Origin of the sequence: Cyanobium sp. NS01 (genome assembly GCF_014280235.1) — a bacterium.
In the GTDB taxonomy this organism is placed as follows: domain Bacteria; phylum Cyanobacteriota; class Cyanobacteriia; order PCC-6307; family Cyanobiaceae; genus NIES-981.
On the sequence record NZ_CP047940.1, the window covers coordinates 390,017 to 410,544 of the forward strand.

Here is a 20,528-nt window from a genome sequence, read left to right on the forward strand (position 1 = left end):
TAGGTTGCCCGGGACGTGAGCTGGTGCGGAAGGAGGTGTCTCCTGCCTCAGGCTGATCCCTATGCGGTGCTGGGTGTGTCCCCCCAGGCCAGTGGCGCTGAGATCAAGGCGGCCTACCGCGCCCTGGTCAAGCGGTATCACCCCGATGCCGGCGGGGATGCCACCACGATCCTGGCCATCAACGCCGCCTGGGAGGTGCTGGGCGATTGCGAGCGCCGCCGCCGCCATGACCGCCTCCATGGCCGCCGGCAGTCCAGCCGTGGCGGCAGCGGGGGCGCCTCACCCGCTCCCGCAACCCCCAGGCCAGGAGCCTCTCCCAGGGCAGCAGACCATGAGGCTGCGGTGCGACGCTGGTTGCAGCAGGTGTACGGGCCCATCGACCGTCTGCTGGGCCAGGTGATCAACCCGTTTCCAGCCCAGCTGCGGGCCCTGGCTGCTGACCCCTACGACGACCGCCTGATGGAGGCCTTCTGCTCCTTCCTGGAGCTGAGTCAGGCGCGCCTGGCCAAGGTCGAGAGCCTGTACCGCTCGCAGGCCGGCCCTCAGGTTCTGCAGGGCTTCTGCCTGGACCTCTACCACTGCCTCAGCCTGGTGAAGGACGCCCTGGTGGACCTGGAGCGCTACACGATGGGGTATGTGGATTCCTACCTGCGCGATGGCCGTGAACTGCTCCGCAAGGCCGGCGCACGTCGGCGCCAGCTGAAGCAGGACCGGCTGCAGCTGATGGCCTGAGATCAGCCTGGGAACGCCTCCAGGACGGCGAGGGGAAGCCACACATCCGGAACGGGACGATGCCAGCGCAGTTGGGCATAGTCCCCCTTCACCACCAGCACTTCGCCAGGCCCTTTGAGGATGTAGGCGGGGGGCTGGGGGGCACTGGCGGCGGCCTCGGCACTGCGGCCATAGGCCTCGCTGTTCACCCGCACCAGGCTGCCCTTCTTCAGGGGGGGCTGGGCGGTGGAGGGCGTGTCGGCCATGACGAGCCTGAGGGATCACAGCCAGGTTAAGGCCCCCCGGCGTAGAGCTTAGCCCTAGCCTCCTGAGGCGCTGAGGGAATCGAGCGGGTGCGTCTCCTGTTACTGGGTTGCTCCGGATTCGTGGGGCTGGAGTTGGTGCCCTACCTGCTGGAACTGGGTCACACGCTCACCCTGGTGAGTCGCCGCAGCGACCCCTTCCATGTCCTGGCCAGTGATCGGCTGTGCAGTCTGCAGCTCGATCCAGCCGACCCTGCCAGCTGGCAGAGCCCGGCCCTGCTTGAGGCCCTGGCCGGCGCCGAAGGCGTGGTGAATCTAGCTGGGGAGCCCATTGCCGAGAAGCGCTGGACTCCGGCCCATCGCAGCCTGCTGATGCGCAGCCGCAGCCGCACCACCGAGCTGCTGGTGCAGGCGATGGCAGCGCTGCAGGCGCCGCCGCGGGTGCTGGTGAATGCCTCCGCGGTGGGGTACTACGGCAGCAGCCTCGAGCAGCGCTTCACGGAGGAGAGCCCGGCCGGCAGCGATTACCTGGCCGAGATCTGCAGCCGTTGGGAGACGGCGGCGGCCCGCTGTCCGGACGCCTCTCGCCTGGTGATTCTGCGGATCGGCATCGTGCTCGGTGCCGATGGGGGTGCCCTGGCCAAGATGCTGCCCGTCTTCCGCATGGGCTTCGGCGGGCCCGTGGGCAGCGGCCGCCAGTGGATGAGCTGGATCCACCGCCACGACCTGTGTCGGCTGGTGGCCACCGCCCTGGAAGACGATCGCTGGCGGGGCACGTACAACGCCGTGGCGCCCCAGCCGGTGCGCATGGCGGCGTTCGCCTCCGCCCTGGGCAAGGTGCTGGGGCGCCCCAGCCTGCTGCCGGTGCCGGGGCCGATCCTCCAGCTGCTGCTGGGGGATGGGGCCCAGGTGGTGCTGGAGGGTCAGCAGGTGGCGCCCGAGCGGCTCCAGGTCGAGGGCTTCACCTTCCAGTACCCCGAGCTCGACGCTGCGCTTGCTGCTGCCACCAGCTCAGCACTCCACTGAGCACGGCGGCTCCCATCAGCAGTCCGATCGCCGGGGTGAACAGCGGCTCCCAGAGCCGCTGAAACAGCTCCAGGGGGGCTTCCACCTTCTGGCTGTGGCACAGCACCGCCACGCCGAACCACAGAGCGCCGCAGATCACCACGAACACATCCGCCACCAGCACGGTGTCCATCACCCCTTTGAGGCGTTGCAGAAGCGATCGCGCCTGCGCAGACGGCTGCGCTTTGGCGGTTCCCTTGGTTGAGGCAGTCCCGCGGGCTGCGGCGGGGCCTGCCTCAGCCCCTGGGCTGGACAGGCTCCTGGGTGGCTGATCTGACATCGACTGGGGGCAACAGCTCCATGATCGCTGCCGCCAGCCGTTCGGTGCCCCCCGGAGCGCCGATCCGCTCCTGGGCCGTGCGGGCCAGCCGGCCCCGCAGCTCCGGCCCCGTTGCCGGATCGGCCAGTTCGGCCATCAGGGCCCAGGCGAGGCGGGCTGTGGCCTCCAGGGTCATGCTCGTGCCGGGCTCGCCGCTGGCGCAATGCACCCCAGCCCCGAGCAGCCGCCGCTGGGCTTCTGCGAAACCGTCGGTGAACTGGGGGCCCTGCCCCACCAGCTGCAGCACCGGCTTGCCCAGCCCCACCGCCTGTTCGGTGGCCGTGCCCGCCATGGCCAGCACCAGATCGGCCCGGGCCAGGGCGGCCCCGGCCCCCGACCAGCTGAGTTCCAGCTCCAGACCGCCGCGCTCCAGGCGGTCGTGGGCCCGTGCGCGCCAGCCATGGGCGGCGGCCCGCTGCCGCACCGTGGCGGCATCGAGGGACTTCACCAGCACGGCCCGTAGCTGCAGGCTGCCCGGTTGGTGCAGGGCCTGGGGCAGCAGGGCCAGCAGGCGCAGCATCAGCTCCAGGTTCGCGCCGGCTTCAGGCATCCGGCTGCCCGGCAGCAGGGCCATGCAGAGCTGCCGTGGGGCGGTGGTCCTCGCCAGCGCGGGCTCGACGGCGGCATCGAGAAAGGGATTGCCCAGAAAGTCCACCGGCCGCCGCAGCTGCTGGCTGAGGTCGCTGGCGGTGAGCGCATCGCGGCTCCAGATCCGGCTGACACGGCGACGCCGCAGCAGCCAGCCGCAGGGCCAGGGAAGCCGCAGCTTTCCCTCGTAGTGACTGGAGTAGGCCACCAGGTACACGGCGCAGCGACAGCCGCCCAGCCAGGCCCCCAGCACCGCCACCAGGTCGCCGACGGCGACCACCAGCTGATAGCGGCCCCGCCGTCGCATCAGCCGCAGCAGGCTGGCCACCACGTGGGCCACCTGGCCACCGAGCAGCTCGCTGAGCTGGCCATGGAAGCTGGTGAAGCCCAGCCCCCCGGTGCGGAACTCCCGCGTGGGCCCCAGCACGGCGATGCCCCGCTGGCGGTAGGCGCTGCCATGCCCCACCAGGGGCAACGCCTCCACCGCCACGCCTCTGGCCATCAGGGCCGCTCCCACGAGGGCACCACTGAGATCTTCGCCATGGCCATTGCTCAGCAGCAGCACGCGAGCCACGGGCTTCAGGAGGCGAGGGGCGCGATCAACCGTTCAACCAGGCCTGCACCTTCAGCATGGCGGCCCAGCCGGGCTTGCGTTTGAGGCCGTCGGCCATCGACTCCTGCAGCTCGGCGGCAAGCTCCGGTGCCATGGCCATCAGCCGCTGCACCATGCCGATGTGCTCCCGCACCCCCTTGGTGCCGGTTTCGAGCATGGCCAGGCTCAGGTTGATGCGGGCCTGGGGATCCTGGGGGTTGAGCCGCACCGCCGTGCGGGCCGTGCGCAGGGCCGGCTCCGGCTGGTCGGTGAGCAGCTGCAGCCAGGCCAGGCAGGTGAATCCCGCCGACTGGCGGGGGGCCTGAGCGGTGATCGCCTCAAAGGCGTCGAGCAGTTCGGCCGGATCGGTGCCGGCGTTGTACCGGGCGATGGCGGCGTCGAACTGCGAGGTGGCTGGGCTGCTCTCGGCGGAACTGGCCGACATAGCTGCAGGGCAGGGTCACAGCTGTTCAGATTCCCATGCGGCAGGCCAGAGGCCCTGGCTCAGACCGCGAAGGAGCTGCCACAGCCGCAGGTCTGACTGGCGTTCGGGTTGGTGAAGTTGAAGCCGCCGCCGATCAGGGCGCTGGAGAAGTCGAGCTGCATGCCGTAGATGTACAGCAGGCTTTTGGGGTCGCAGACCACCTGGAAGCTGGGGGCTCCTGCGGGCTCGTAGGTGTAGATCTCGTCGTCGGGGCGGATGGCGTCGGGGCCGATGAAATCCATGGTGTAGCTCATGCCGCTGCAGCCGCCTGAGCGCACCCCCACCCGCAGCGCCCTGCCCTCGCCCTGCTGGCTGATCAGGCTGCCCAGCTGCTTCATGGCGGGCTCGGTGACCAGGATGCCCTTGCCGTCCCGGGCCGTGAAGGTGGCCACGGGGCTCGGCGCGGCCGGGCTCTGGGCAACGGGGCTGGCGGCGGTTTCGGTGCTCATCACTTCGGCCAGGGGCTACGGCCAACTCTATGGAACTGCACCCGCACCTGTCGGATCCATAGAGTCTCTGCCAGTACGACGGGAGCGTTGCCGGTGCAGGTCGCCATAGTGGGAGCGGGTCTGGCGGGTCTGGCGGCGGCGGTGGATCTCGTGGATGCCGGCCATCAGGTGGATCTCTACGAGGCCAGGCCCTTCATGGGCGGCAAGGTGGGCAGCTGGGTGGATGAGGGTGGCAACCACATCGAGATGGGGCTGCATGTGTTCTTTTTCAATTACGCCAACCTGTTCGCCCTGATGCGCAAGGTGGGGGCGATCGACAACCTCCTGCCCAAGCAGCACACCCACCTGTTCGTGAATGCCGGCGGCGATCTGCGCGAGCTGGATTTCCGCTTTGCCCTGGGAGCCCCCTTCAACGGTCTCAAGGCCTTCTTCACCACGCCCCAGCTCGACTGGATCGACAAACTGCGCAATGCCCTGGCCCTGGGCACGAGCCCGATCGTGCGCGGCCTCGTGGACTACGACGGGGCGATGGGGGTGATCCGCGATCTGGATCGCATCAGCTTCGAGCAGTGGTTTCTGGGCCATGGCGGCAGCCGCCGCAGCATCGAGCGCATGTGGAACCCGATTGCCTATGCCCTCGGGTTCATCGACTGCGAGGCGATCTCGGCGCGCTGCATGCTCACCATCTTCATGATGTTTGCCTCCAAGACGGAGGCCTCCAAGCTCAACCTGCTGAAGGGCTCACCCCACCGCTGGCTCACCGGCCCGATCCTCGACTACATCACCAGGCGCGGAGGACGCCTGCACCTCCGACACCGCGTCACCGAGCTGCACTACGAGGAGTCCCCCGACCCAGACGCACCTGGCTCCAGCGGGTCGCCAGTGATCCGGGTGAGCGGCCTCACCCTTGGGACACCCGAGGGCGAGCGGCGGGTTCAGGCTGACGCCTACCTGGCCGCCTGTGATGTGCCGGGCATTCAGCGCATGCTGCCCCAGCCCTGGCGCCGCTTTTCCCAGTTCGACAACATCTACAAGCTGGAGGCGGTGCCAGTGGCCACGGTGCAACTCCGCTACGACGGCTGGATCACCGAGCTCGGGGACAGCCCGGCGAACAACGACGCCCGCGCTGACCTCGACCATCCGGCGGGCCTCGACAATCTCCTCTACACGGCGGATGCGGATTTCAGTTGTTTCGCCGATCTGGCCCTCGCCAGCCCCGAGGACTACCGCAAGGAGGGGCTCGGCTCGCTGCTGCAGTGCGTGCTCACCCCCGGCGATCCCTGGATCCCCCGCAAGAGCGAGGACATCGTGGCCGCCACCGACGCCCAAGTGCGCCGCCTCTTCCCCTCAGCCCAGTCCTTGAATCTGGTGTGGAGCAATGTGGTGAAACTGGCCCAGTCGCTCTATCGCGAGGCGCCGGGCATGGAGCCCTATCGGCCCAGCCAGCGCACGCCCGTGGCCAATTTCTTCCTGGCGGGAAGCTACACCCGTCAGGACTACATCGATTCGATGGAAGGTGCCACGATGAGCGGCCGTCTTGCGGCGGCGGCGATCCTGGATCGCCCCGTCCAACTGGCTGCCCAGGGCTCCGGCCCCCTCCAGCCTCTCACCGCCTCCCCCCGGCGATGACCGACCTGGCGCCGAACCCGGTCGCCGCCCTCACCGCCCCACTCACGAGTAACCCGATGGGCCGTTGGCTCGAGCACAGCGTCACCACAGAGATCGCCGCGCCCGTGGAGCGCGTCTGGGAGGTCTGGAGCGACCTGGAGGCCATGCCCCGCTGGATGCGCTGGATCGAGTCGGTGGTCACTGAGCCCGGCAACCCAGACCTCACCGACTGGACCCTGGCTGCCCAGGGATTCCGCTTCCACTGGAAGGCCCGGATCACGCAGCGGGTGGAGGCCCAGCAGCTGCACTGGGAATCGGTGGGAGGGCTGCCCACCAAAGGGGGCGTTCGCTTCTATCCCCAGCCTGACGGCAGCACCGCCGTGAAGCTCAGCGTGAGCTACGAACTTCCTGGGATCTTGGCACCGTTGATGGAACCCACCATTCTGGGTGGCATCGTCACAAAGGAACTTCAGGCGAACCTTGACCGTTTTCGAGATCTGGTCGAAGAACGTTCGGTCGAACCCATCGCGAGCTGAGCGCTGCCTCCCCGCTGCCCTGCTGGCCCTGCTGCTCACGGGCTGCGGCGGCGTGGCGACTGCTCCCAAGGCCAGCCAGCCCCCACCTGGCCCTGCCCCGGCCAGCCCTGCGGCAGCCGCCCAGCCCCCGGTGCTCACGGGCCTCACCCCCCTGCCTACACCCAACCAGGTGTTGGCATCGATCCCATCGGGCCGCGACGATCCCTTTGCCCCCATGGCGCCGAGCGTTTCGGCCACGCCTGGCAGCAGGCCCGCCCCGGTGCGGCTCAGCCTGCCGCCGTCGTTCCGCTTCACCGGCGTGATCAGCTCTGCCGGAACGGCCAAGGCGATCGTGGACTATGGCGCCACCAGTGGGGCCCTGAGTGTGGGCGACCGAGGCGGCAGCAGCACCGACCTGTTGCCGCCGGGCTGGACGGTGGCCGCGATCAACGCCGACCGTGGTCTGCTCACCCTGCGTCAGGGGCGTCAGACCGTGTCGGCTGAGCTCTGAGCGCTTCCACGCAGGCCTGCACCAGGCCCTCGAGGTCGTGGGGATCGGCCTCGGCGTCCACCCGGCCGAGCTCCCGCTCACAGCGCTGGCTGGTCTGGGGGCCGATCGACACCACCGCCACATCCCGCAGGCAGTGGGGCCAGGCCTCGCCGAAGCCCGCCTGCAGCAGCTGAACGGTGTGGCTCACTGTCTTGGCGCTGCTGAAGGTGATCGCGTCGAGTGCCCCCCGCTCCAGGGCTGCCACGGCGGCGGAGGGCAGGCCGGCCGGGCAGCGGGTCTCGTAGGCGGCCACCTCCACAACTCTGGCCCCGCCTGCGGCGAAGGCCTCGGCCAGCACGGTACGGCCACCGCTCTCCACCCGCGGCAGCAGCAGCCGCAGACCCCAGCCCGAAGCCGGAAAGTGCTCCAGCAGGCTGTCCGCCACGAAGCTGGGCGGCACGAAGTCGGCGGTGGCACCAATCGCCTCCAGCTGGGCGGCGGTCTTGCGGCCCACGGCGGCGATCCTGAGGCTGCGGGGGCGGTGGGCCAAGCTGCGACCCCGCAACCCCAGCCGCTTCTCCACAGCCTCCACGCCATTGCCGCTGGAGAACACCAGCCAGTGGAAGTCCTCGAGCTCATCGAGGGCGTCATCGAGGGGGCCCCACGACTCCGGCGGCGTCACCACCAGGGCGGGCAGATCCACCACCTGGGCCCCGGCCGCCTCGAACAGGCGCCGGGCGGCCCCGATCTGGGTTTCGGCCCTGGTCACGGCGATGGTTCTGCCGGCCAGGCAGGGCTCAGACATGGAGGCTTCAGACAAGGGTTCACTCCTCCAGCTTGACCAGGGCAGAGGCCCGTTGCCGCAGCGCCTCGGCCTCGCCCTGGCGGTTCTGACTCCGCAGCAGCTCCAGGGCCTGGCGAAAGGCGCCCCGGGCTGCGGCGATGTCGCCGCTGAGCAGCAGGGCCGCCCCGAGGTTCTGCTGCGCTTCGGCGTGCTGCGGGTCCAGCTCCAGGGCGCGGCGGTAGGCCGTGATCGCCTGGGGCAGGTGGCCGCGGCGGCGTTCGATCAGGCCCTGGTTGTACCAGGCAAGCCCCACCTCAGGGGCGATGGCACAGGCCTGGCCACAGAGCTCGGCCGCCTCGGCCAGGGCCCCCTGCTCGCACAGCAGGGCGGCCAGGTTGAGCCGGGCGCCCAGGCTCACCCGGCCCGGCAGGGGCAGTTCCAGGGCCTGGCGGTAGAGGTCGCCGGCGGCGGCCTTGTCCTCACTCGCCAGGGCGATGGCCAGATGCAGCAGCAGTTCGTAGCGCTCCGGGACCGCCTCGGAGGGGCAGTGCCGCAGCCCGCGCCGCAGCAGGCGGATGCCCTGCCGCAGGCGGCCTTCGCTCACCTCCAGGCTGCCGAGCTTGGCGCAGGCGTAGGGATCGTGGGGCTGGAGCCGCAGCTCCTGTTCCATCGCCTGGCGCAGCCGCCCGGCCTTGTTGCCCCGCTCCAGCAGGGCGGGGGCGTAGCCGTCGTGCACCAGGGCGGGGGTATCGCAGTCGGCGATGCGCCAGTGCGGCTGCTGCCGCTGGAGGGCCAGCACGCTGTCATCCACCTGGGCGTGATAGGCGCCGCTCCAGTGGAGGGCGGGGTGGCGGCGAAACAGACGGCTGACGCTGGAGTAGGGCGACTGCCTGGCACCGCGCTCCTGGCGCAGCAGGTTGACCAGCAGCAGGTCGGACTGCTCCAGCAGGCGGCGCAGGGGCGCCCGGGCCGGCTCCAGCAGCTGCTCGTCGGCGTCGAGCACGAGCACCCAGTCGCCGGACACGTGGCGCAGGGCCTCGTTGCGGGCCGGCGCGAAGTCGCCCGGCCAGGGCAGGGCATGCACCACGGCACCAAGCCGCTCGGCCAGGGCCACGGTGCCATCGCTGGAGCCGGTGTCGAGCAGCACCATCTCATCCACGAAGCCGGCCACTGAGGCCAGGCAGCCCTCCAGCCGTTCCGCTTCGTTGCGCACCACCATCGACAGGCTCAGCTTCGGCATGGGGTCTCCGGCGGTTCAGTCGGTGAAGGCCTGGCCGGCGCTGCGGTCGGCGAGCCCCAGGCGGCCCAGCAGCCAGGCCTGGGCCCGGGGCATCTGGCCGGGGCTGTAGGCCGCCGGCAACGTCTCCGGTAGCAGGGGCTGCAGGGCCTCCCACAGGTAGGGGCTGCCGTAGATCGCCAGGCCTGCCAGCCGGCCATGCCGCAGCAGCTGGGCGACGGCCGCGGGCCAGGGCTCATCGCCGCCGGCGCTGCCCCGGAAGGGGTTGCCGCGCAGGAACAGCTGCAGCAGCACGGGGCCCTCGCCGAGCTGATCCAGGTTCAGGGGGGCCTGGGGATCGGGGCGCCAGAGGCTGGGGTGCAGGTCGTCGAGCAGGCAGGGGCGCAGGCCCGCCGCGGCGGGCAGGGTGAGGGCCGGCGCGGTGGGGGGCAGGAAGGGCGCCTGCAGGGCGGAGTCGAGGCGCAGCAGGTTCACCCCGGGGCCCAGGATGGCAGGGTCTGCGCTGGCTTTGGCGCTGGCCCAGCTGCCGCCCCGTTGCTCCAGGGTGCGCTCCACCAGCTCCTGCTCCAGGGGCCGATCGGGTTGGGCGGCCGTGAGGGGATCGCCTTTGAGGCCTGGATCACCACGGCCGGTCCGCACCTGCTCCAGAGCGGCGCGCCGCCGCTCAGCACTGGCCTCCAGCTGTTGCCGTGACAGCCGCCCACTGGCAAGGGCGGCGACAATCGCCTCGATGGCCTGGTGTGCATCGGCGGGCATCAGCACCAGATCGGCGCCGGCCTCCAGGGCCAGCACCGTCGCTTCGCCGGCGCCGTGGTGGCGGCTGATCGCCTCCATCACCAGGGCATCAGTCACCACCAGCCCCCGGAAGCCCAGATCGCGCCGCAGCAGCTGGCTGAGCACGGCGCTTGAGAGGGTGGCCGGGCGCTCGGGATCGAGGACGGGCAGCAGCAGATGGGCCGACATCACGGCGGCCACCCCGGCCGCGATGGCGGCGCGAAAGGGGGGCAGCTCGATCGCTTCCAGCCGCTCGCGGCTGTGGGGCAGCACCGGCAGCTCCAGGTGGGAGTCGCTGCTGGTGTCGCCATGGCCGGGAAAGTGCTTGGCGCATCCCAGCACGCCCGCACCCTGCAGGCCCCGGCAGAAGGCGGCCGTCAACTCCGCCACCACCGCAGGCTCTTCCCCCCAGGCGCGCACGTTGATCACCGGGTTGGCGGGGTTGTTGTTGACATCACACACTGGGGCCAGCACCCAGTTCAGTCCGGCTCGGGCGGCATCCCGGCCCGTGCAGCGCCCGTAGCGTTCGGCCAGATCCAGGGCCAGCTGGGGATCGCGGCCGTGCAGTCGGCCCAGCCCCAGGGGCGGCACCAGCCAGCTGGCGCCCTCGAAACGCTGGCCCACGCCCTCCTCCACATCGGCGCAGAGCAACAGGGGCTGCCCAGCCCAGCCCCGTAGCTGGCGGCAGCGCAGGGCCAGCTCGGCCGCCCCCGCCCCCAGCAGGATCACGCCGCCCACGCCCAGCTCCAGCAGCGCCTGCAGCTCCGCATTGGCCAGCTCCCAGCGGGGGTAGCGGCGCTGGTGATCGGCCAGATGGCCGCTGGCCCTCACCACCAGCAGTTCGGCGGCAAGCCGCTGCAGCTCCGGTTCCAGTGGCCTAGCCAAGGGCGTTGTCGGTCTCGTTGACAGCGGGCTCAGCGCTGGCGTCCGGGTCGCCAGGGTCCCCTTTCTCGAGCCGTTCCTCCTCCAGCCGGTTGAGCAGCCCCAGCACCGTGGTGCCGCGCTCCAGGCCCCGATCCAGCAGGAACACCACTTCCGGCGTGCGCCGCATCTTCAGCCGCCGGCCCAGTTCACCCTTCACGTAGGGCGCGGCCGAGCGCAGACCGGCGATGGCCTCATCGCGCTCGGCGTCGCTGCCGTAGACGCTCACGAAGATCTTGCAGTGCTGGAGGTCGCCGGCCACCTCCACATGGGTCACGCTCACCATGCCCTGGCTGACCCGCTCATCCTTGATGCCGGCCACCAGAAGCTCGCTCAGCTCCCGCCGGATCAGGGAGGCCACCCGCTCCACCCGTCGCCCCTGTGCCATGGCTAAGCCACCGGAGTGGCGTTCAGCATCGCCTGCAGGATCAGCCCGAGGCTGAGCAGGCCGCTGACGGCAGCGCCGATCAGGGCCACCGCGGTGACGGGATTGCGGCCCCGGGCCGCCAGGGGCTCCAGGACGGAGTTGGCCACCCCCAGCCCGAAGGCGATCAGGTAACGCGGATAGCGCGTCACGTTCAGCAGGAAGTCCTTCATTGCCCCCGGAAACACTCATGGCGGTGCCTGCTGGCTACTCTGCCGCCTTGGCTTCGGGCTTGACGCATGCAGCTGCACCAGTTCCGCCACTCCGCCTTCTGCGAGAAGGTGCGGCTTGTGCTCGCTGCCAAGGCGCTCGACTACAGCGTGGTGGAAGTGACGCCTGGGGTGGGGCAGCTGGAGCTGTTCCGGCTCTCGGGCCAACGCCAGGTTCCGGTGCTGGTGGATGGTTCGGAGGTGATCGCCGACTCCACCGCCATCGCCCAGTACCTGGAGGCGCTCCATCCCCTGCCGGCGCTGTTGCCGGCAGAGCCTGAGCAACGAGCTCGGGTGCTGCTGCTGGAGGACTGGGCCGACACCGCCCTGGCGGCCGGAGTGCGAGCCGCCCTGCTGCAGGCCCTGGCCGGTGACCCCGTGCTCAGGGCCGGCCTGCTGCCGGAGGCCACCCCCGGGCCCGTGCGCCAGCTGCTCTCCAGCCTGCCCGGCGCCGTGATGCACGGCATGGGCGATGCGGTGACCGGCCTGATCGGCACCCAGGAGCGCCGCCAGCTGCAGACCAACCTGGAGCAGCTCGCCACCCTCACGGGCGGCCGCGCCTATCTGGTGGGCGACCAGCTCTCCCTGGCGGATCTGGCCGTGGTGGCCCAGCTCTCGCTGCTGCTGTTCCCGGCCAGCGCCGGGGCACCTCTGGCCGGGCATGGCATCAGCGGCCTGGCTGACCATCCGCTGCTGCAGCCGCTGTTCAGCTGGCGCGATGGGATCCTGGCCCAGCTGGGTCGGGTCGGAGCGGCACCAGCTTCAGACTGATGCCCCGGCTGCTGCTCGCCTGGGCCGCCAGGCCGGCAGTGGGTGACGGGTAGGTGGCCTGCCACTGCCGGGCCTCGATGCTGCCGTCGCTGCGCAGCTGGAAGCGGCTGAGCGTTTCCACCCGGCTCAACCGGGGTTGGCCCGGGCCATGCAGCACCTGCAGGGCCAGCTCATCGGCCAGGAACGCGCCGGTGGCCGGCTGGTCGCTGCGGCGACCGATCACACTGGATTCGAGCTGGAAGGGGGTGCCCTCTGGCCCCCGCAGCCTGGCGATCTGCCGGTTCGGGTCGGCCGGATCGTTCTCCACGCCCAGCAGGGCCTCCCCCAGCAGCGCACTGCCGATGGCGCCGGCGTTGAAGGCCCGGTCCCCCACCACCGACCCTGTGCCGTCGCGCAGGAAACGCACCTGGTACTCGTTGCCGTCGTCGTCGCTGGCCTGCCAGGCTCCCTCGAACCAGGCCGGGTAGGCCAGGTCGCGGCGGCCAGGGCGCGTCAGCGGGGCCGGCAAGTTCCAGGTGGGCCACTGGGCGATCCGCGCCTCCAGAGGCGATGGGCCGGGGCTGAAGGCAGCAGGCCAGGCCGCGAACCACAGCGCCAGGATGGCTGCCATCAGCGTGTTGCCCATGTCCGACCCCCTGTTGCGGGAGCTCGATCATTACGTGGTGCTGGAGCCGGCCGGGGCCGATCAGATCCTCACGGCGGCCGAAACCGTGGCCTGGCTGGAGGCCCATCTCGCCGACCTGGCCCAGGTGCCCCACGATCTCGCCGACCTCGCCGGCGGCCGGGACAGGGCTGAACGGCTGCTCGAAACCGCCTGCGAGCTGGAGCTGGAGCCCGGCCGCGCCATCCAGTGGTTCGCCGTCAGGATCGATCCGCCGGGAGCCCATCCAGGGAAGGGCTGAGGCCGCCGTCCTGATGGCGCAGCAGCGCCGGCTGTTCGGGGGGGCTCAAGGGCTCCCGCAGCACGCTGGGCAGGGCCTCGAGCAGCTGCTGCGCCACGACCTCGGGGGGCTCGCGGTCCTGGCTGATGCAGAGATCCGCCTGGCTGTAGAGAGGGCGACGGGCCTCCAGCAGGGCCCTGAGCCGGGCGGCGGGGTCCGGATCCGCCAGCAGGGGCCGGGGGGTGGGGTCCTGCCGCAGCCGCTCCAGCAGCAGGGCCTCCGGCGCATCGAGCCACACCACCAGCCCCTGGTGCAGGTGGCCCCAGTTCTGGGGACGGCTGACCACCCCCCCGCCGGTGGCCACCACCAGGGAATGCCAGCCAGCGATCTGGGCAAGCACGGCCGTTTCCAGATCCCGGAAGGCCTGCTCCCCATCGCTGGCGAAGATCTCGGCGATGCCGCGGCCCGCGGAGGCCTCCAGCACGGCATCGGCATCGACAACGCGGTAGCCGAGGGCTGCCGCCAGCGGAGCGGCCACCGCGCTCTTGCCCGCCCCCATCATTCCCACCAGGTAGAGGTTCACCCCCTGGAGGCGCTTGGCCAGGGCCAGGTGCGCAGCTGCGGCCATCTCCCCGCTTCAACAGAGCCTGTTTCTAGGATGAAGCCCACCGAACGAGCCCTATGACGGCCAGCGCCAGTCTCAGGCCCGCCCCAGGGATCGCAGACCCCTGCCCCCCTGGCGCCGCCTCCGGCCATGGCCGCGGACGGCCCTGCCTGATCACCCGCCGGGCCACCTTCTGCGCCAGTCACCGCTACTGGCTGCCCGAATGCTCGGAGCATGAGAATGCCGAACGCTTCGGTCGCTGCAGCCTGGCCCCCGGCCATGGCCACAACTACGAGCTGATCGTGGCCATGGCCGGGCCCCTCGACGGCGACGGCATGGTGCTCAACCTCTCCGAGGTGAAGCACGCCATTCGCTCCGCCGTGACCGCTCAGCTCGACTTCCGCTTCCTCAACGACGTGTGGCCGGAGTTCGACCTCTCCCGGCCTGAGGGCTGCCTGCCCACCACCGAAGCCCTCTGCCGTGCGATCTGGGCCCGGCTGGGGCCGCTGCTGCCCCTGGCCGGTCTGCGCCTCTACGAACAGCCTGATCTGTGGGTCGACCTGCTCCCCGCCGCCGCAGCTGCCGCCACTGACAGCCCCACCGACACCGCCACAGACTCCGCTCCTGACTGCGCCGACCCCTCCGCCGCCCCGCTCCCCATGGAAGCCTTCCTCTCGATCCGCACCCACTTCGCCGCGGCCCACCGCCTGGCCCGTCCGGAGCTCAGCCAGGCCGAGAACGAGTCCATCTACGGCAAGTGCGCCCGCCCCCACGGTCACGGCCACAACTACCTGCTGGATGTCACCGTGCGCGGCGGCATCGATCCGCGCACCGGCATGGTGTGCGACCTCTCCGCCCTGCAGCAGCTGGTGGAAGACCTGGTGGTGGAGCCCTTTGACCACACCTTCCTGAACAAGGACGTGGAGCACTTCGCCAGCTGCGTGCCCACCGCCGAGAACATCGCCCTCCACATCGCCGACCTGCTGGCCAGCCCGATCGCGGCCACCGGCGCCAGGCTGCACAAGGTGCGCCTGCAGGAGAGCCCCAACAACGCCGCCGAGGTGTTCGCCGAAACCCCCCAGCTCGAGATGGTGCCTGCCGCCCTCGAGGCCCTGGTGGCCCGCTGAGCCCACCTGGGTGCCCGCCCAGGAGCGCCCCAGACTGCGCCTGGTGCTGGCGGTGAGCCTCGACGGCCGTCTGGCGCCGCCCCAGGGGGGCGCGGCCCAGCTCGGCGGACCGGGGGATCGCCGCGTGCTGGAGGAGGCCCTCTCCTGGGCGGATGGTGGCCTGATCGGAGCGCGCACCCTGAGGTTGCACGGCAGCACCTGCCTGATCCGAGACGCCGATCTGCTGGCCCGCCGTCGCGACAGGGGCCTGGCGCCCCAACCGGTGGCCTTGGTGGTGAGCCGCACGGCCCGGCTGCCGGCCAGCCTCCCCTTCTGGTCACAGCCGCTGCAGCGCTGGCTGCTGGCCCCCCAGGGCTCGACCGTGGCCCCCGGCTTCCAGCGCCATCTGCCGTTGGCCCCCTGGCCGCAGCTGCTGGCGGAGCTGGCTCAGCAGGGCCTGCGGCGGCTGGTGCTGCTTGGTGGCGCCTCCCTGGCGGCCTCCCTGCTGGCGGCTGATCTCGTCGATGAGCTGCAGCTCACCTTCTGCCCCCGGCTGCTGGGGGGCGCCCATCTGTGGTTGCCGGCCGATGCAGGCCTGCCTGCTCTGTCCCCTGCCCTGCAGCAGGGGGCCTGGCAGCTGCAGGACTGCCGCCGGCTGCCAGGGGGCGAGTGCCTGCTGCGCTACGGCCGCCTGATCGGCCCCGATGCCCTCGCCTCGGCCGATGCTTCCGGTTAGCTTGCCGGCCCCGGAGCCCCCTTGCCGTGGCTGAGCTGCGCGCCCGCTGGCACCAATCGCTCGCGGAGATTCCAGAGCCGGCCTGGGATGGGCTGCTGGCCGACGACCTGCCCTTCTACCGCTGGCGCTGGCTGCGGCAGCTGGAGGCCAGCGGCAGTGTGGTGCCCCGCCAGGGCTGGCAGGGCTGTCACCTAGGGCTCTGGAGCGGCGACACGCTGCTGGCGGTGGCACCGCTCTACCTCAAGGGCCACAGCTACGCCGAATTCATCTTCGACCAGAGCTTTGCCCAGCTCGCCGGCCAGCTGGGGCTGCGCTACTACCCCAAGCTCGTGGGCATGAGCCCGGTGAGCCCGGTGCAGGGCTACCGCTTCCTGATCGCCCCCGGGGAGGATGCCGCCGGCCTCACGGCCTTGATGCTGGAGCTGATCGATCGGTTCTGCCGCGACCAGGGCCTGCTGAGCTGCAATTTTCTCTACGTGGATCCCCAGTGGCAGCCCCTGGCCGAGGCCGCCGGCTGCGCCGCCTGGGTGAACCAGCAGAGCCAGTGGAGCAACCCCGGCCACCGTCACTTCGATGACTACCTGGCCAGCTTCAATGCCAACCAACGCCGCAACATCAAGCGCGAGCGCAAGGCGGTGGGCGCCGCCGGGCTGCAGGTGACCCCCCTGGTGGGCGAGGCGATTCCGCCCGCCATGGTGGAGCGGATGCATGACTTCTACGCCCAGCATTGCGAGCGGTGGGGGCCCTGGGGCAGCAAATACCTCACTGAGCCATTTTTCGCGGCCGTGGGTGCCGATCCCGCCCTGCGCCGGGCCCTGGTGCTGTTCAGTGCCCATCGGGGAGATCCAGGCGACCCCGTGGCGATGTCGCTGTGTGTGCGCGGTGGTGATCACCTCTGGGGGCGCTACTGGGGCAGCGAGGTGGCAATCGACTGCCTCCACTTCGAGGTCTGCTACTACGCGCCGATCGCCTGGGCGATTGAGGCCGGCATCCGCCATTTCGATCCGGGGGCGGGCGGCAGCCACAAGCGGCGGCGGGGCTTTGTGGCCCAGCCCCGGGTGAGCCTGCACCGCTGGAGCGATCCACGCTTTGACGCGATCCTGCGGGACTGGCTGCCGGGGGCCAATGCGGAGATGCTGCGGGAGATCGCTGCCATCAACGCCGAGCTGCCGTTCACGGCTGACTACGATCCACCCCATGTCCCAGGCACCCTCCCCCTCCCTCACAGCCCGCCAGCCTGCCCAGACCCGCCGGCAGCTGGATGACGAGCTGTCGCGGCGGTTCATCGCCCTCGACCCGGCCGGCTATTTCCTGATCAGCGTTGATCCTGAGGCGGGTGAACTGGTGGTGGAGCACTACGGCAACGGCATCGATGAGCGGGGTCTGGCCACTGATCCCGACACCGGCGAAGTGCTGAGCTGCCGCGGCGCAGGCCCGAGGCAGCCGCTGGCGATCTACCGCGGACGCACGGCCAAACAGCTGGGGGTGGTGCTGACTGAAGGAGAGGGCCCATCGCCGCTCAGCCGCCTCGACCACGCCCTCTACCTGGGCAGGGAACTCCAGAAGGCCGAGTGGTGCCTGGAGCAGGGTGTCACCTACATCCAGGACTGAACCAAGCGATCAGGCCGAAATCAGCTCAGGCACTGGTGCGGCTGTGGGCTCGGGAGGCTCCGGTGGAATCTGGGCCAGCTGGGCTTCGATTTCGTTGCGCACAATCGCCCTGTATTCGAGGAAGTGCTCGTTGTGGGCCAGGATGGCGATGAAGCCCTTGAAGCGCTTCGGGTTATGGCGGGCCATGCCGTAGAGGGCCTTCCAGAAGCGGAAGCGGGTGCTACGGCGGATTCCCTGGCGCCAGATGATGATCGCCAGAGCGCGAAGATCAATCCAGCTCACGGGCTTCTTCGGGGTGCCTTCGGGCTCTGGAGTGAGGAACTCTTTGTATTTCTGGGGGGGCAGCTTCAGAAAGTAGTTGTAGACGCGATCAATGTAGGCGTGGGGCTCATAGAGCTTGGAGAAGGCATCCACATATTCATTGGCGATGTCACGAAGCGGCCTGGTGGGTACAAAATTGAGCAGGTTGGTCTGGTTCACGCCCTTCGCGGCTGACGAATCCTGAATCAGACGCCCTTCGCGTTCAAGTCGATGCCAGAGGGCCGTGTTGGGAAGGGCCTGGAGCATGCCCATCATCGCGTGGGGGATGCCGGTGCGGGTCACAAAGTCAACGATGCGATCGCCAGCTCCCTGCTTTTCGCCGTCGAAGCCGATGATGAAACCCGCCATCACCCGCATCCCATAGGAAGTGATCTTGTTGACGGAATCATCCAAAGAACTGCGGGTGTTCTGGAGCTTGCCCGCCACCTCCAGGCTGGCTTCATCCGGAGTCTCGATGCCGAGGAAGAGGCTCTCGAAGCGACACTCCACCATCATCTGCATCAACTCATCGTCGGCCGCCAGATCCACCGAGGCCTCGGTGGCGAAGCTGAACGGATAGCGATGCTCGATCTGCCACTGTTTCAGCACAGGCAGCAGGCGCTTCACATTGCGCTTGTTGCCGATGAAATTGTCATCCACCAGAAAGACCGAGCGGCGCCAACCGAGGTCGTAGAGCCGCTGCAGTTCGGCAACCAGCTGCTCGGGTTCTTTGGTACGAGGCTTGCGCCCATACAGCACGATGATGTCGCAGAACTCGCACTGGAACGGGCAGCCCCTGGAGAACTGCACCGACATTTCCGAGTAGGCCTCCATTTCCAGGAGGTCGAACCGAGGGATCGGGGTGCCGGTGACATCGGGCTTTTCACCGCCCGAATTGAAGCGGCCCTGCTGATCACCACGCTCCAGGGCCTCGATGAACATCGGCAGGGTGATTTCACCCTCATCGAGCACCTTGAAGTCGGCCAGATCGAGCTCTGGAGCATCAGGGGTGGAGCTGGCGAAGGGTCCGCCCACGGCCACAGGCAAGCCCCGCTGCTTGGCCCTGGCGATCTGGGCCGCCATGTCGCCTTTCTGCACGATCATGCCGGAGATCACCACCAGCTCGGCCCAGTCCCACTCCGCCTCGGTCACCTCGCGTACGTTGCGGTCCACGAGCTTCATGGGCCACTCCTGGGGCAGCAGTGCCGCCACGGTGACCATGCCCAGGGGAGGCAGGAGCACCTTGCGGTTCACCAGCTCCAGGATCTTTTCGTAGCTCCAGAACGTCTTGGGAAATTCCGGATAGATCAGCAGGGTGCGCATGGGGGGTCTCGACGTGGCCGGAACAACGGGGCCAACACAGGTGGCCGTCGGAACGTTGCTGAGCTGGGGGGTGCTGAGGTGAAGGGAGCTGACGGAAAGGGTCTGAAGCGGCGGTTCGATCGGCTTCAGGAGAGCGGCTTGGCCGGTTGGGCCGCCTGGGTGGGCCTCCGGACCCATTGTGGGCGCACCCTAGGCAGAAGGCCGGGCCGGTGCCTGGCGAGCCGGGCCTCTGCTGTAATGGGCACACGACTTTGCAGCAGAGGCCACGATGGGTGTAGCGATCTACCTGGGTCTGGTCGGGGGCGGCCTGGTCGCCGCGTTGCTGGGCTCAGTGCTGTTGCGCAGGATCAAGCTGATCTGAGCCGGCTGGCGGCCACGGCATCGCCCACCATGGCTGCGGCGCCCACCACCTCGCCCACGAGGTCGTAGGTGTCCGCTGCGGTGATCCGCACCGGCACCATCGTTCCCGGCGCCGCACAGAGGCCGCCGACGCCCGGCAGCACCCTCACATCCCCGTCCACATCTGGCGCGAAACGGGCACAGCGGCCCAGCATCTCACCGCTGGATGGGTTCTCCTGCTCAACCAACACGTCCACGATCCTGCCCACCCAGGCGGCGTTCCGCTCGGCGGCGATCGGTTGCTGCAGGGCCATCAGCCGATCCCTGCGCTGCTCAGCCACGGCCGCCGGCACGGGGTTCGGCAGGTCCACGGCCGCGGTGCCGTCCTCGGGTGAGAACGTGAACACGCCTACGTGGTCGAAGCGCTGCTCGGCCACGAAGTTCAGCAGGTGCTGGAAGTGCTCCTCGGTTTCACCCGGGAAGCCCACGATGAAGGTGGTGCGCAGCACGGCATCGGGGAGCTGCTCGCGGATCCGCTGCAGCAGGTCGCCGCGCACATTGGCCTGCCAGGGGCGGTTCATGGCCCGCAGCACGTCCGGATGGCTGTGCTGCAGCGGCAGATCCAGGTAGGGCAGCACATTGGCCACGTCCCGGTAGGCCGCCAGCACCTCGGCCGTGAGCCCGGTGGGATAGGCGTAGTGAACGCGGATCCAGGGGATGTCCACCTCTCCGAGGGTCCGGAGCAGCTCGGCCAGGTGGGGCTTGCCGTAGAGGTCGAGGCCGTAGTTGGTGCTGATCTGGCTGATCAACACCAGTTCCTTCACCCCCTGGGCCGCCAGGCTGTGGGCTTCGGCCACGATCGATTCGATCGGTCGGGAGCGCTGGTCGCCGCGCAGCTTGGGGATGATGCAGAAGGCGCAGCGGTAGTCGCAGCCCTCCGCCACCTTGAGGTAGGCCACGGCCTCGGAGGTGGTGCGGTAGCGGGGCAGGTGCTCGTCGGCCACGAAGGTGGGGGTGGCGCTCACCTGGTTGACCCGCTCGCCGGCCTCCACCCGCTCCAGCACGCTCACGATGTGCTGATAGTCGCCGGTGCCCACGATCGCCCTGGCCTCCGGCAGGCTTTCGAGCAACTCCTCCTGAAAGTGCTGGGCCAGGCAGCCGGCGATGATCAGCTCCTTGCCCTGTTCAGCCAGCTCAACCAGGGTGCGCACCGATTCCTCGCGGGCGTCCTGGATGAAGCTGCAGGTGTTCACCACCACCACGCTGGCCTCGCTCTCATCGGCGCTCACGCCGTAGCCCGCCTCAGCCAGCAGGCCGAGCATGTGCTCGGTGTCCACCCGGTTCTTCTCGCAGCCCAGGTGGGCGAAGGCGATGGTGGCCGGGGAGGAGCCGTTGGGGCGGGCGGAACTCATGGGCAGGGGTTG

General features: G+C 69.8%; 25 protein-coding genes. 11 read left to right on the top strand and 14 right to left on the bottom strand.

What is annotated here, in order from left to right; all coding sequences use genetic code 11:
* Positions 1 to 42 precede the first annotated feature (42 nt).
* Positions 43 to 732: a J domain-containing protein gene (locus CyaNS01_RS01965; RefSeq protein ID WP_186700085.1), complete on the top strand. Its 690-nt coding sequence runs from the start codon at positions 43 to 45 to the stop codon at positions 730 to 732.
* 2 nt (positions 733 to 734) lie between these two features.
* Here the strand turns inward: CyaNS01_RS01965 and ndhO are convergent, their stop codons facing one another.
* Complete coding sequence (ndhO, locus tag CyaNS01_RS01970) at positions 735 to 977, bottom strand: NAD(P)H-quinone oxidoreductase subunit O (RefSeq protein ID WP_186698431.1); 243 nt, start codon at positions 975 to 977, stop codon at positions 735 to 737.
* An 87-nt stretch (positions 978 to 1,064) separates the two neighbouring features.
* Here ndhO and CyaNS01_RS01975 point away from each other — a divergent pair, with 87 nt between their 5' ends.
* Positions 1,065 to 2,000, top strand: coding sequence for a TIGR01777 family oxidoreductase (locus CyaNS01_RS01975; RefSeq protein WP_186698433.1), 936 nt, complete (start codon positions 1,065 to 1,067; stop codon positions 1,998 to 2,000).
* On the opposite strand, the gene CyaNS01_RS01980 is transcribed toward CyaNS01_RS01975, so the two are convergent.
* The 4 genes from CyaNS01_RS01980 to CyaNS01_RS01995 all read right to left on the bottom strand — a co-directional run bounded on the left by CyaNS01_RS01980 (position 1,936) and on the right by CyaNS01_RS01995 (position 4,471).
* Positions 1,936 to 2,172 carry a hypothetical protein gene (locus CyaNS01_RS01980; protein ID WP_186698435.1) on the bottom strand — a complete coding sequence of 79 codons (237 nt, stop codon included), beginning with the start codon at positions 2,170 to 2,172 and terminating at the stop codon, positions 1,936 to 1,938. The two genes, CyaNS01_RS01975 and CyaNS01_RS01980, sit on opposite strands and share 65 nt — an antisense overlap.
* A 103-nt stretch (positions 2,173 to 2,275) precedes the next feature.
* Positions 2,276 to 3,520, bottom strand: a complete 1,245-nt coding sequence (locus tag CyaNS01_RS01985) for a lipid-A-disaccharide synthase-related protein (protein WP_186698436.1) — start codon at positions 3,518 to 3,520, stop codon at positions 2,276 to 2,278.
* Between the two features lie 25 nt (positions 3,521 to 3,545).
* Positions 3,546 to 3,983, bottom strand: coding sequence for a M48 family metallopeptidase (locus CyaNS01_RS01990; RefSeq protein ID WP_186698438.1), 438 nt, complete (start codon positions 3,981 to 3,983; stop codon positions 3,546 to 3,548).
* 59 nt (positions 3,984 to 4,042) lie between these two features.
* Positions 4,043 to 4,471 carry an iron-sulfur cluster assembly accessory protein gene (locus CyaNS01_RS01995; protein WP_186698440.1) on the bottom strand — a complete coding sequence of 143 codons (429 nt, stop codon included), beginning with the start codon at positions 4,469 to 4,471 and terminating at the stop codon, positions 4,043 to 4,045.
* 93 nt (positions 4,472 to 4,564) lie between these two features.
* Here CyaNS01_RS01995 and zds point away from each other — a divergent pair, with 93 nt between their 5' ends.
* From zds to CyaNS01_RS02010, 3 genes are read left to right on the top strand one after another with little or no spacing between them, the layout of a single operon-like run.
* The gene (gene zds / locus CyaNS01_RS02000) at positions 4,565 to 6,100 is read left to right on the top strand and encodes a 9,9'-di-cis-zeta-carotene desaturase (protein WP_186698442.1); all 1,536 of its coding nucleotides are present in this window, start codon (positions 4,565 to 4,567) and stop codon (positions 6,098 to 6,100) included.
* 56 nt (positions 6,101 to 6,156) lie between these two features.
* Positions 6,157 to 6,615: an SRPBCC family protein gene (locus CyaNS01_RS02005; protein ID WP_186700087.1), complete on the top strand. Its 459-nt coding sequence runs from the start codon at positions 6,157 to 6,159 to the stop codon at positions 6,613 to 6,615.
* Positions 6,560 to 7,105, top strand: coding sequence for a hypothetical protein (locus CyaNS01_RS02010; protein WP_186698445.1), 546 nt, complete (start codon positions 6,560 to 6,562; stop codon positions 7,103 to 7,105). Before CyaNS01_RS02005 ends, CyaNS01_RS02010 begins: the two co-directional genes overlap by 56 nt.
* Here the strand turns inward: CyaNS01_RS02010 and CyaNS01_RS02015 are convergent.
* From CyaNS01_RS02015 to CyaNS01_RS02035, 5 genes are read right to left on the bottom strand one after another with little or no spacing between them, the layout of a single operon-like run.
* Positions 7,062 to 7,889 carry a uroporphyrinogen-III synthase gene (locus CyaNS01_RS02015; protein ID WP_186698447.1) on the bottom strand — a complete coding sequence of 276 codons (828 nt, stop codon included), beginning with the start codon at positions 7,887 to 7,889 and terminating at the stop codon, positions 7,062 to 7,064. The two genes, CyaNS01_RS02010 and CyaNS01_RS02015, sit on opposite strands and share 44 nt — an antisense overlap.
* Before the next feature lie 19 nt (positions 7,890 to 7,908).
* Complete coding sequence (locus tag CyaNS01_RS02020; protein WP_225875751.1) at positions 7,909 to 9,108, bottom strand: glycosyltransferase; 1,200 nt, start codon at positions 9,106 to 9,108, stop codon at positions 7,909 to 7,911.
* A gap of 15 nt (positions 9,109 to 9,123) precedes the next feature.
* Positions 9,124 to 10,764 (bottom strand): glycoside hydrolase family 3 N-terminal domain-containing protein, encoded by a 1,641-nt coding sequence (locus tag CyaNS01_RS02025; protein ID WP_225875752.1) that lies wholly within the window; start codon positions 10,762 to 10,764, stop codon positions 9,124 to 9,126.
* Complete coding sequence (gene rbfA, locus CyaNS01_RS02030) at positions 10,757 to 11,188, bottom strand: 30S ribosome-binding factor RbfA (protein WP_186698449.1); 432 nt, start codon at positions 11,186 to 11,188, stop codon at positions 10,757 to 10,759. Before rbfA ends, CyaNS01_RS02025 begins: the two co-directional genes overlap by 8 nt.
* A gap of 2 nt (positions 11,189 to 11,190) precedes the next feature.
* A complete protein-coding gene (locus tag CyaNS01_RS02035) occupies positions 11,191 to 11,397 on the bottom strand; it encodes a DUF751 family protein (RefSeq protein ID WP_186698451.1) in 207 nt (68 codons plus the stop codon).
* A gap of 66 nt (positions 11,398 to 11,463) precedes the next feature.
* Between CyaNS01_RS02035 and CyaNS01_RS02040 the strand changes: the two genes are divergently transcribed.
* Positions 11,464 to 12,204, top strand: coding sequence for a glutathione S-transferase family protein (locus tag CyaNS01_RS02040; protein WP_186698453.1), 741 nt, complete (start codon positions 11,464 to 11,466; stop codon positions 12,202 to 12,204).
* On the opposite strand, the gene CyaNS01_RS02045 is transcribed toward CyaNS01_RS02040, so the two are convergent.
* Positions 12,140 to 12,829: a DUF6816 family protein gene (locus tag CyaNS01_RS02045; RefSeq protein WP_186698455.1), complete on the bottom strand. Its 690-nt coding sequence runs from the start codon at positions 12,827 to 12,829 to the stop codon at positions 12,140 to 12,142. The two genes, CyaNS01_RS02040 and CyaNS01_RS02045, sit on opposite strands and share 65 nt — an antisense overlap.
* Between CyaNS01_RS02045 and CyaNS01_RS02050 the strand changes: the two genes are divergently transcribed.
* On the top strand, positions 12,828 to 13,106 hold the full coding sequence (locus CyaNS01_RS02050; RefSeq protein WP_186698457.1) for a chlororespiratory reduction protein 7: 279 nt from the start codon (positions 12,828 to 12,830) through the stop codon (positions 13,104 to 13,106). The genes CyaNS01_RS02045 and CyaNS01_RS02050 overlap by 2 nt on opposite strands.
* Here the strand turns inward: CyaNS01_RS02050 and CyaNS01_RS02055 are convergent.
* Complete coding sequence (locus CyaNS01_RS02055; RefSeq protein WP_186698459.1) at positions 13,066 to 13,713, bottom strand: shikimate kinase; 648 nt, start codon at positions 13,711 to 13,713, stop codon at positions 13,066 to 13,068. The genes CyaNS01_RS02050 and CyaNS01_RS02055 overlap by 41 nt on opposite strands.
* A 53-nt stretch (positions 13,714 to 13,766) precedes the next feature.
* Here CyaNS01_RS02055 and CyaNS01_RS02060 point away from each other — a divergent pair, with 53 nt between their 5' ends.
* The 4 genes from CyaNS01_RS02060 to CyaNS01_RS02075 are packed head-to-tail and all read left to right on the top strand — an operon-like array spanning position 13,767 to position 17,142.
* Positions 13,767 to 14,816 carry a 6-carboxytetrahydropterin synthase gene (locus CyaNS01_RS02060; RefSeq protein ID WP_186698460.1) on the top strand — a complete coding sequence of 350 codons (1,050 nt, stop codon included), beginning with the start codon at positions 13,767 to 13,769 and terminating at the stop codon, positions 14,814 to 14,816.
* A 10-nt stretch (positions 14,817 to 14,826) separates the two neighbouring features.
* The gene (locus CyaNS01_RS02065; RefSeq protein WP_186698462.1) at positions 14,827 to 15,531 is read left to right on the top strand and encodes a dihydrofolate reductase family protein; all 705 of its coding nucleotides are present in this window, start codon (positions 14,827 to 14,829) and stop codon (positions 15,529 to 15,531) included.
* A 26-nt stretch (positions 15,532 to 15,557) separates the two neighbouring features.
* A complete protein-coding gene (locus tag CyaNS01_RS02070; RefSeq protein WP_186698464.1) occupies positions 15,558 to 16,796 on the top strand; it encodes a GNAT family N-acetyltransferase in 1,239 nt (412 codons plus the stop codon).
* Positions 16,729 to 17,142: a DUF4346 domain-containing protein gene (locus CyaNS01_RS02075; RefSeq protein WP_186698466.1), complete on the top strand. Its 414-nt coding sequence runs from the start codon at positions 16,729 to 16,731 to the stop codon at positions 17,140 to 17,142. The genes CyaNS01_RS02070 and CyaNS01_RS02075 overlap by 68 nt, the downstream gene beginning before the upstream one ends.
* A gap of 9 nt (positions 17,143 to 17,151) precedes the next feature.
* Here the strand turns inward: CyaNS01_RS02075 and CyaNS01_RS02080 are convergent, their stop codons facing one another.
* Entirely contained in the window at positions 17,152 to 18,765 is a 1,614-nt protein-coding gene (locus CyaNS01_RS02080) for a B12-binding domain-containing radical SAM protein (protein WP_186698468.1), read from the bottom strand.
* Positions 18,766 to 19,112: 347 nt separating this feature from the next.
* On the bottom strand, positions 19,113 to 20,516 hold the full coding sequence (rimO, locus tag CyaNS01_RS02085) for a 30S ribosomal protein S12 methylthiotransferase RimO (protein WP_186698470.1): 1,404 nt from the start codon (positions 20,514 to 20,516) through the stop codon (positions 19,113 to 19,115).
* Between the last annotated feature and the right edge of the window lie 12 nt (positions 20,517 to 20,528).

What these genes read in the sequence shown, in the direction of transcription:
- CyaNS01_RS01995 (WP_186698440.1), bottom strand. Translation starts at nt 4,471, where the DNA reads ATGAGCACCGAAACCGCCGCCAGCCCCGTTGCCCAGAGCCCGGCCGCG.
- CyaNS01_RS02080 (WP_186698468.1), bottom strand. Translation starts at nt 18,765, where the DNA reads ATGCGCACCCTGCTGATCTATCCGGAATTTCCCAAGACGTTCTGGAGC.
- CyaNS01_RS02075 (WP_186698466.1), top strand. Translation starts at nt 16,729, where the DNA reads ATGTCCCAGGCACCCTCCCCCTCCCTCACAGCCCGCCAGCCTGCCCAG.
- CyaNS01_RS02055 (WP_186698459.1), bottom strand. Translation starts at nt 13,713, where the DNA reads ATGGCCGCAGCTGCGCACCTGGCCCTGGCCAAGCGCCTCCAGGGGGTG.
- ndhO (WP_186698431.1), bottom strand. Translation starts at nt 977, where the DNA reads ATGGCCGACACGCCCTCCACCGCCCAGCCCCCCCTGAAGAAGGGCAGC.
- rimO (WP_186698470.1), bottom strand. Translation starts at nt 20,516, where the DNA reads ATGAGTTCCGCCCGCCCCAACGGCTCCTCCCCGGCCACCATCGCCTTC.
- CyaNS01_RS02005 (WP_186700087.1), top strand. Translation starts at nt 6,157, where the DNA reads ATGGGCCGTTGGCTCGAGCACAGCGTCACCACAGAGATCGCCGCGCCC.
- CyaNS01_RS02020 (WP_225875751.1), bottom strand. Translation starts at nt 9,108, where the DNA reads ATGCCGAAGCTGAGCCTGTCGATGGTGGTGCGCAACGAAGCGGAACGG.
- rbfA (WP_186698449.1), bottom strand. Translation starts at nt 11,188, where the DNA reads ATGGCACAGGGGCGACGGGTGGAGCGGGTGGCCTCCCTGATCCGGCGG.
- CyaNS01_RS02045 (WP_186698455.1), bottom strand. Translation starts at nt 12,829, where the DNA reads ATGGGCAACACGCTGATGGCAGCCATCCTGGCGCTGTGGTTCGCGGCC.
- CyaNS01_RS02040 (WP_186698453.1), top strand. Translation starts at nt 11,464, where the DNA reads ATGCAGCTGCACCAGTTCCGCCACTCCGCCTTCTGCGAGAAGGTGCGG.
- CyaNS01_RS02015 (WP_186698447.1), bottom strand. Translation starts at nt 7,889, where the DNA reads ATGTCTGAGCCCTGCCTGGCCGGCAGAACCATCGCCGTGACCAGGGCC.
- CyaNS01_RS02035 (WP_186698451.1), bottom strand. Translation starts at nt 11,397, where the DNA reads ATGAAGGACTTCCTGCTGAACGTGACGCGCTATCCGCGTTACCTGATC.
- CyaNS01_RS01990 (WP_186698438.1), bottom strand. Translation starts at nt 3,983, where the DNA reads ATGTCGGCCAGTTCCGCCGAGAGCAGCCCAGCCACCTCGCAGTTCGAC.
- CyaNS01_RS01980 (WP_186698435.1), bottom strand. Translation starts at nt 2,172, where the DNA reads ATGGACACCGTGCTGGTGGCGGATGTGTTCGTGGTGATCTGCGGCGCT.
- CyaNS01_RS02060 (WP_186698460.1), top strand. Translation starts at nt 13,767, where the DNA reads ATGACGGCCAGCGCCAGTCTCAGGCCCGCCCCAGGGATCGCAGACCCC.
- CyaNS01_RS02050 (WP_186698457.1), top strand. Translation starts at nt 12,828, where the DNA reads ATGTCCGACCCCCTGTTGCGGGAGCTCGATCATTACGTGGTGCTGGAG.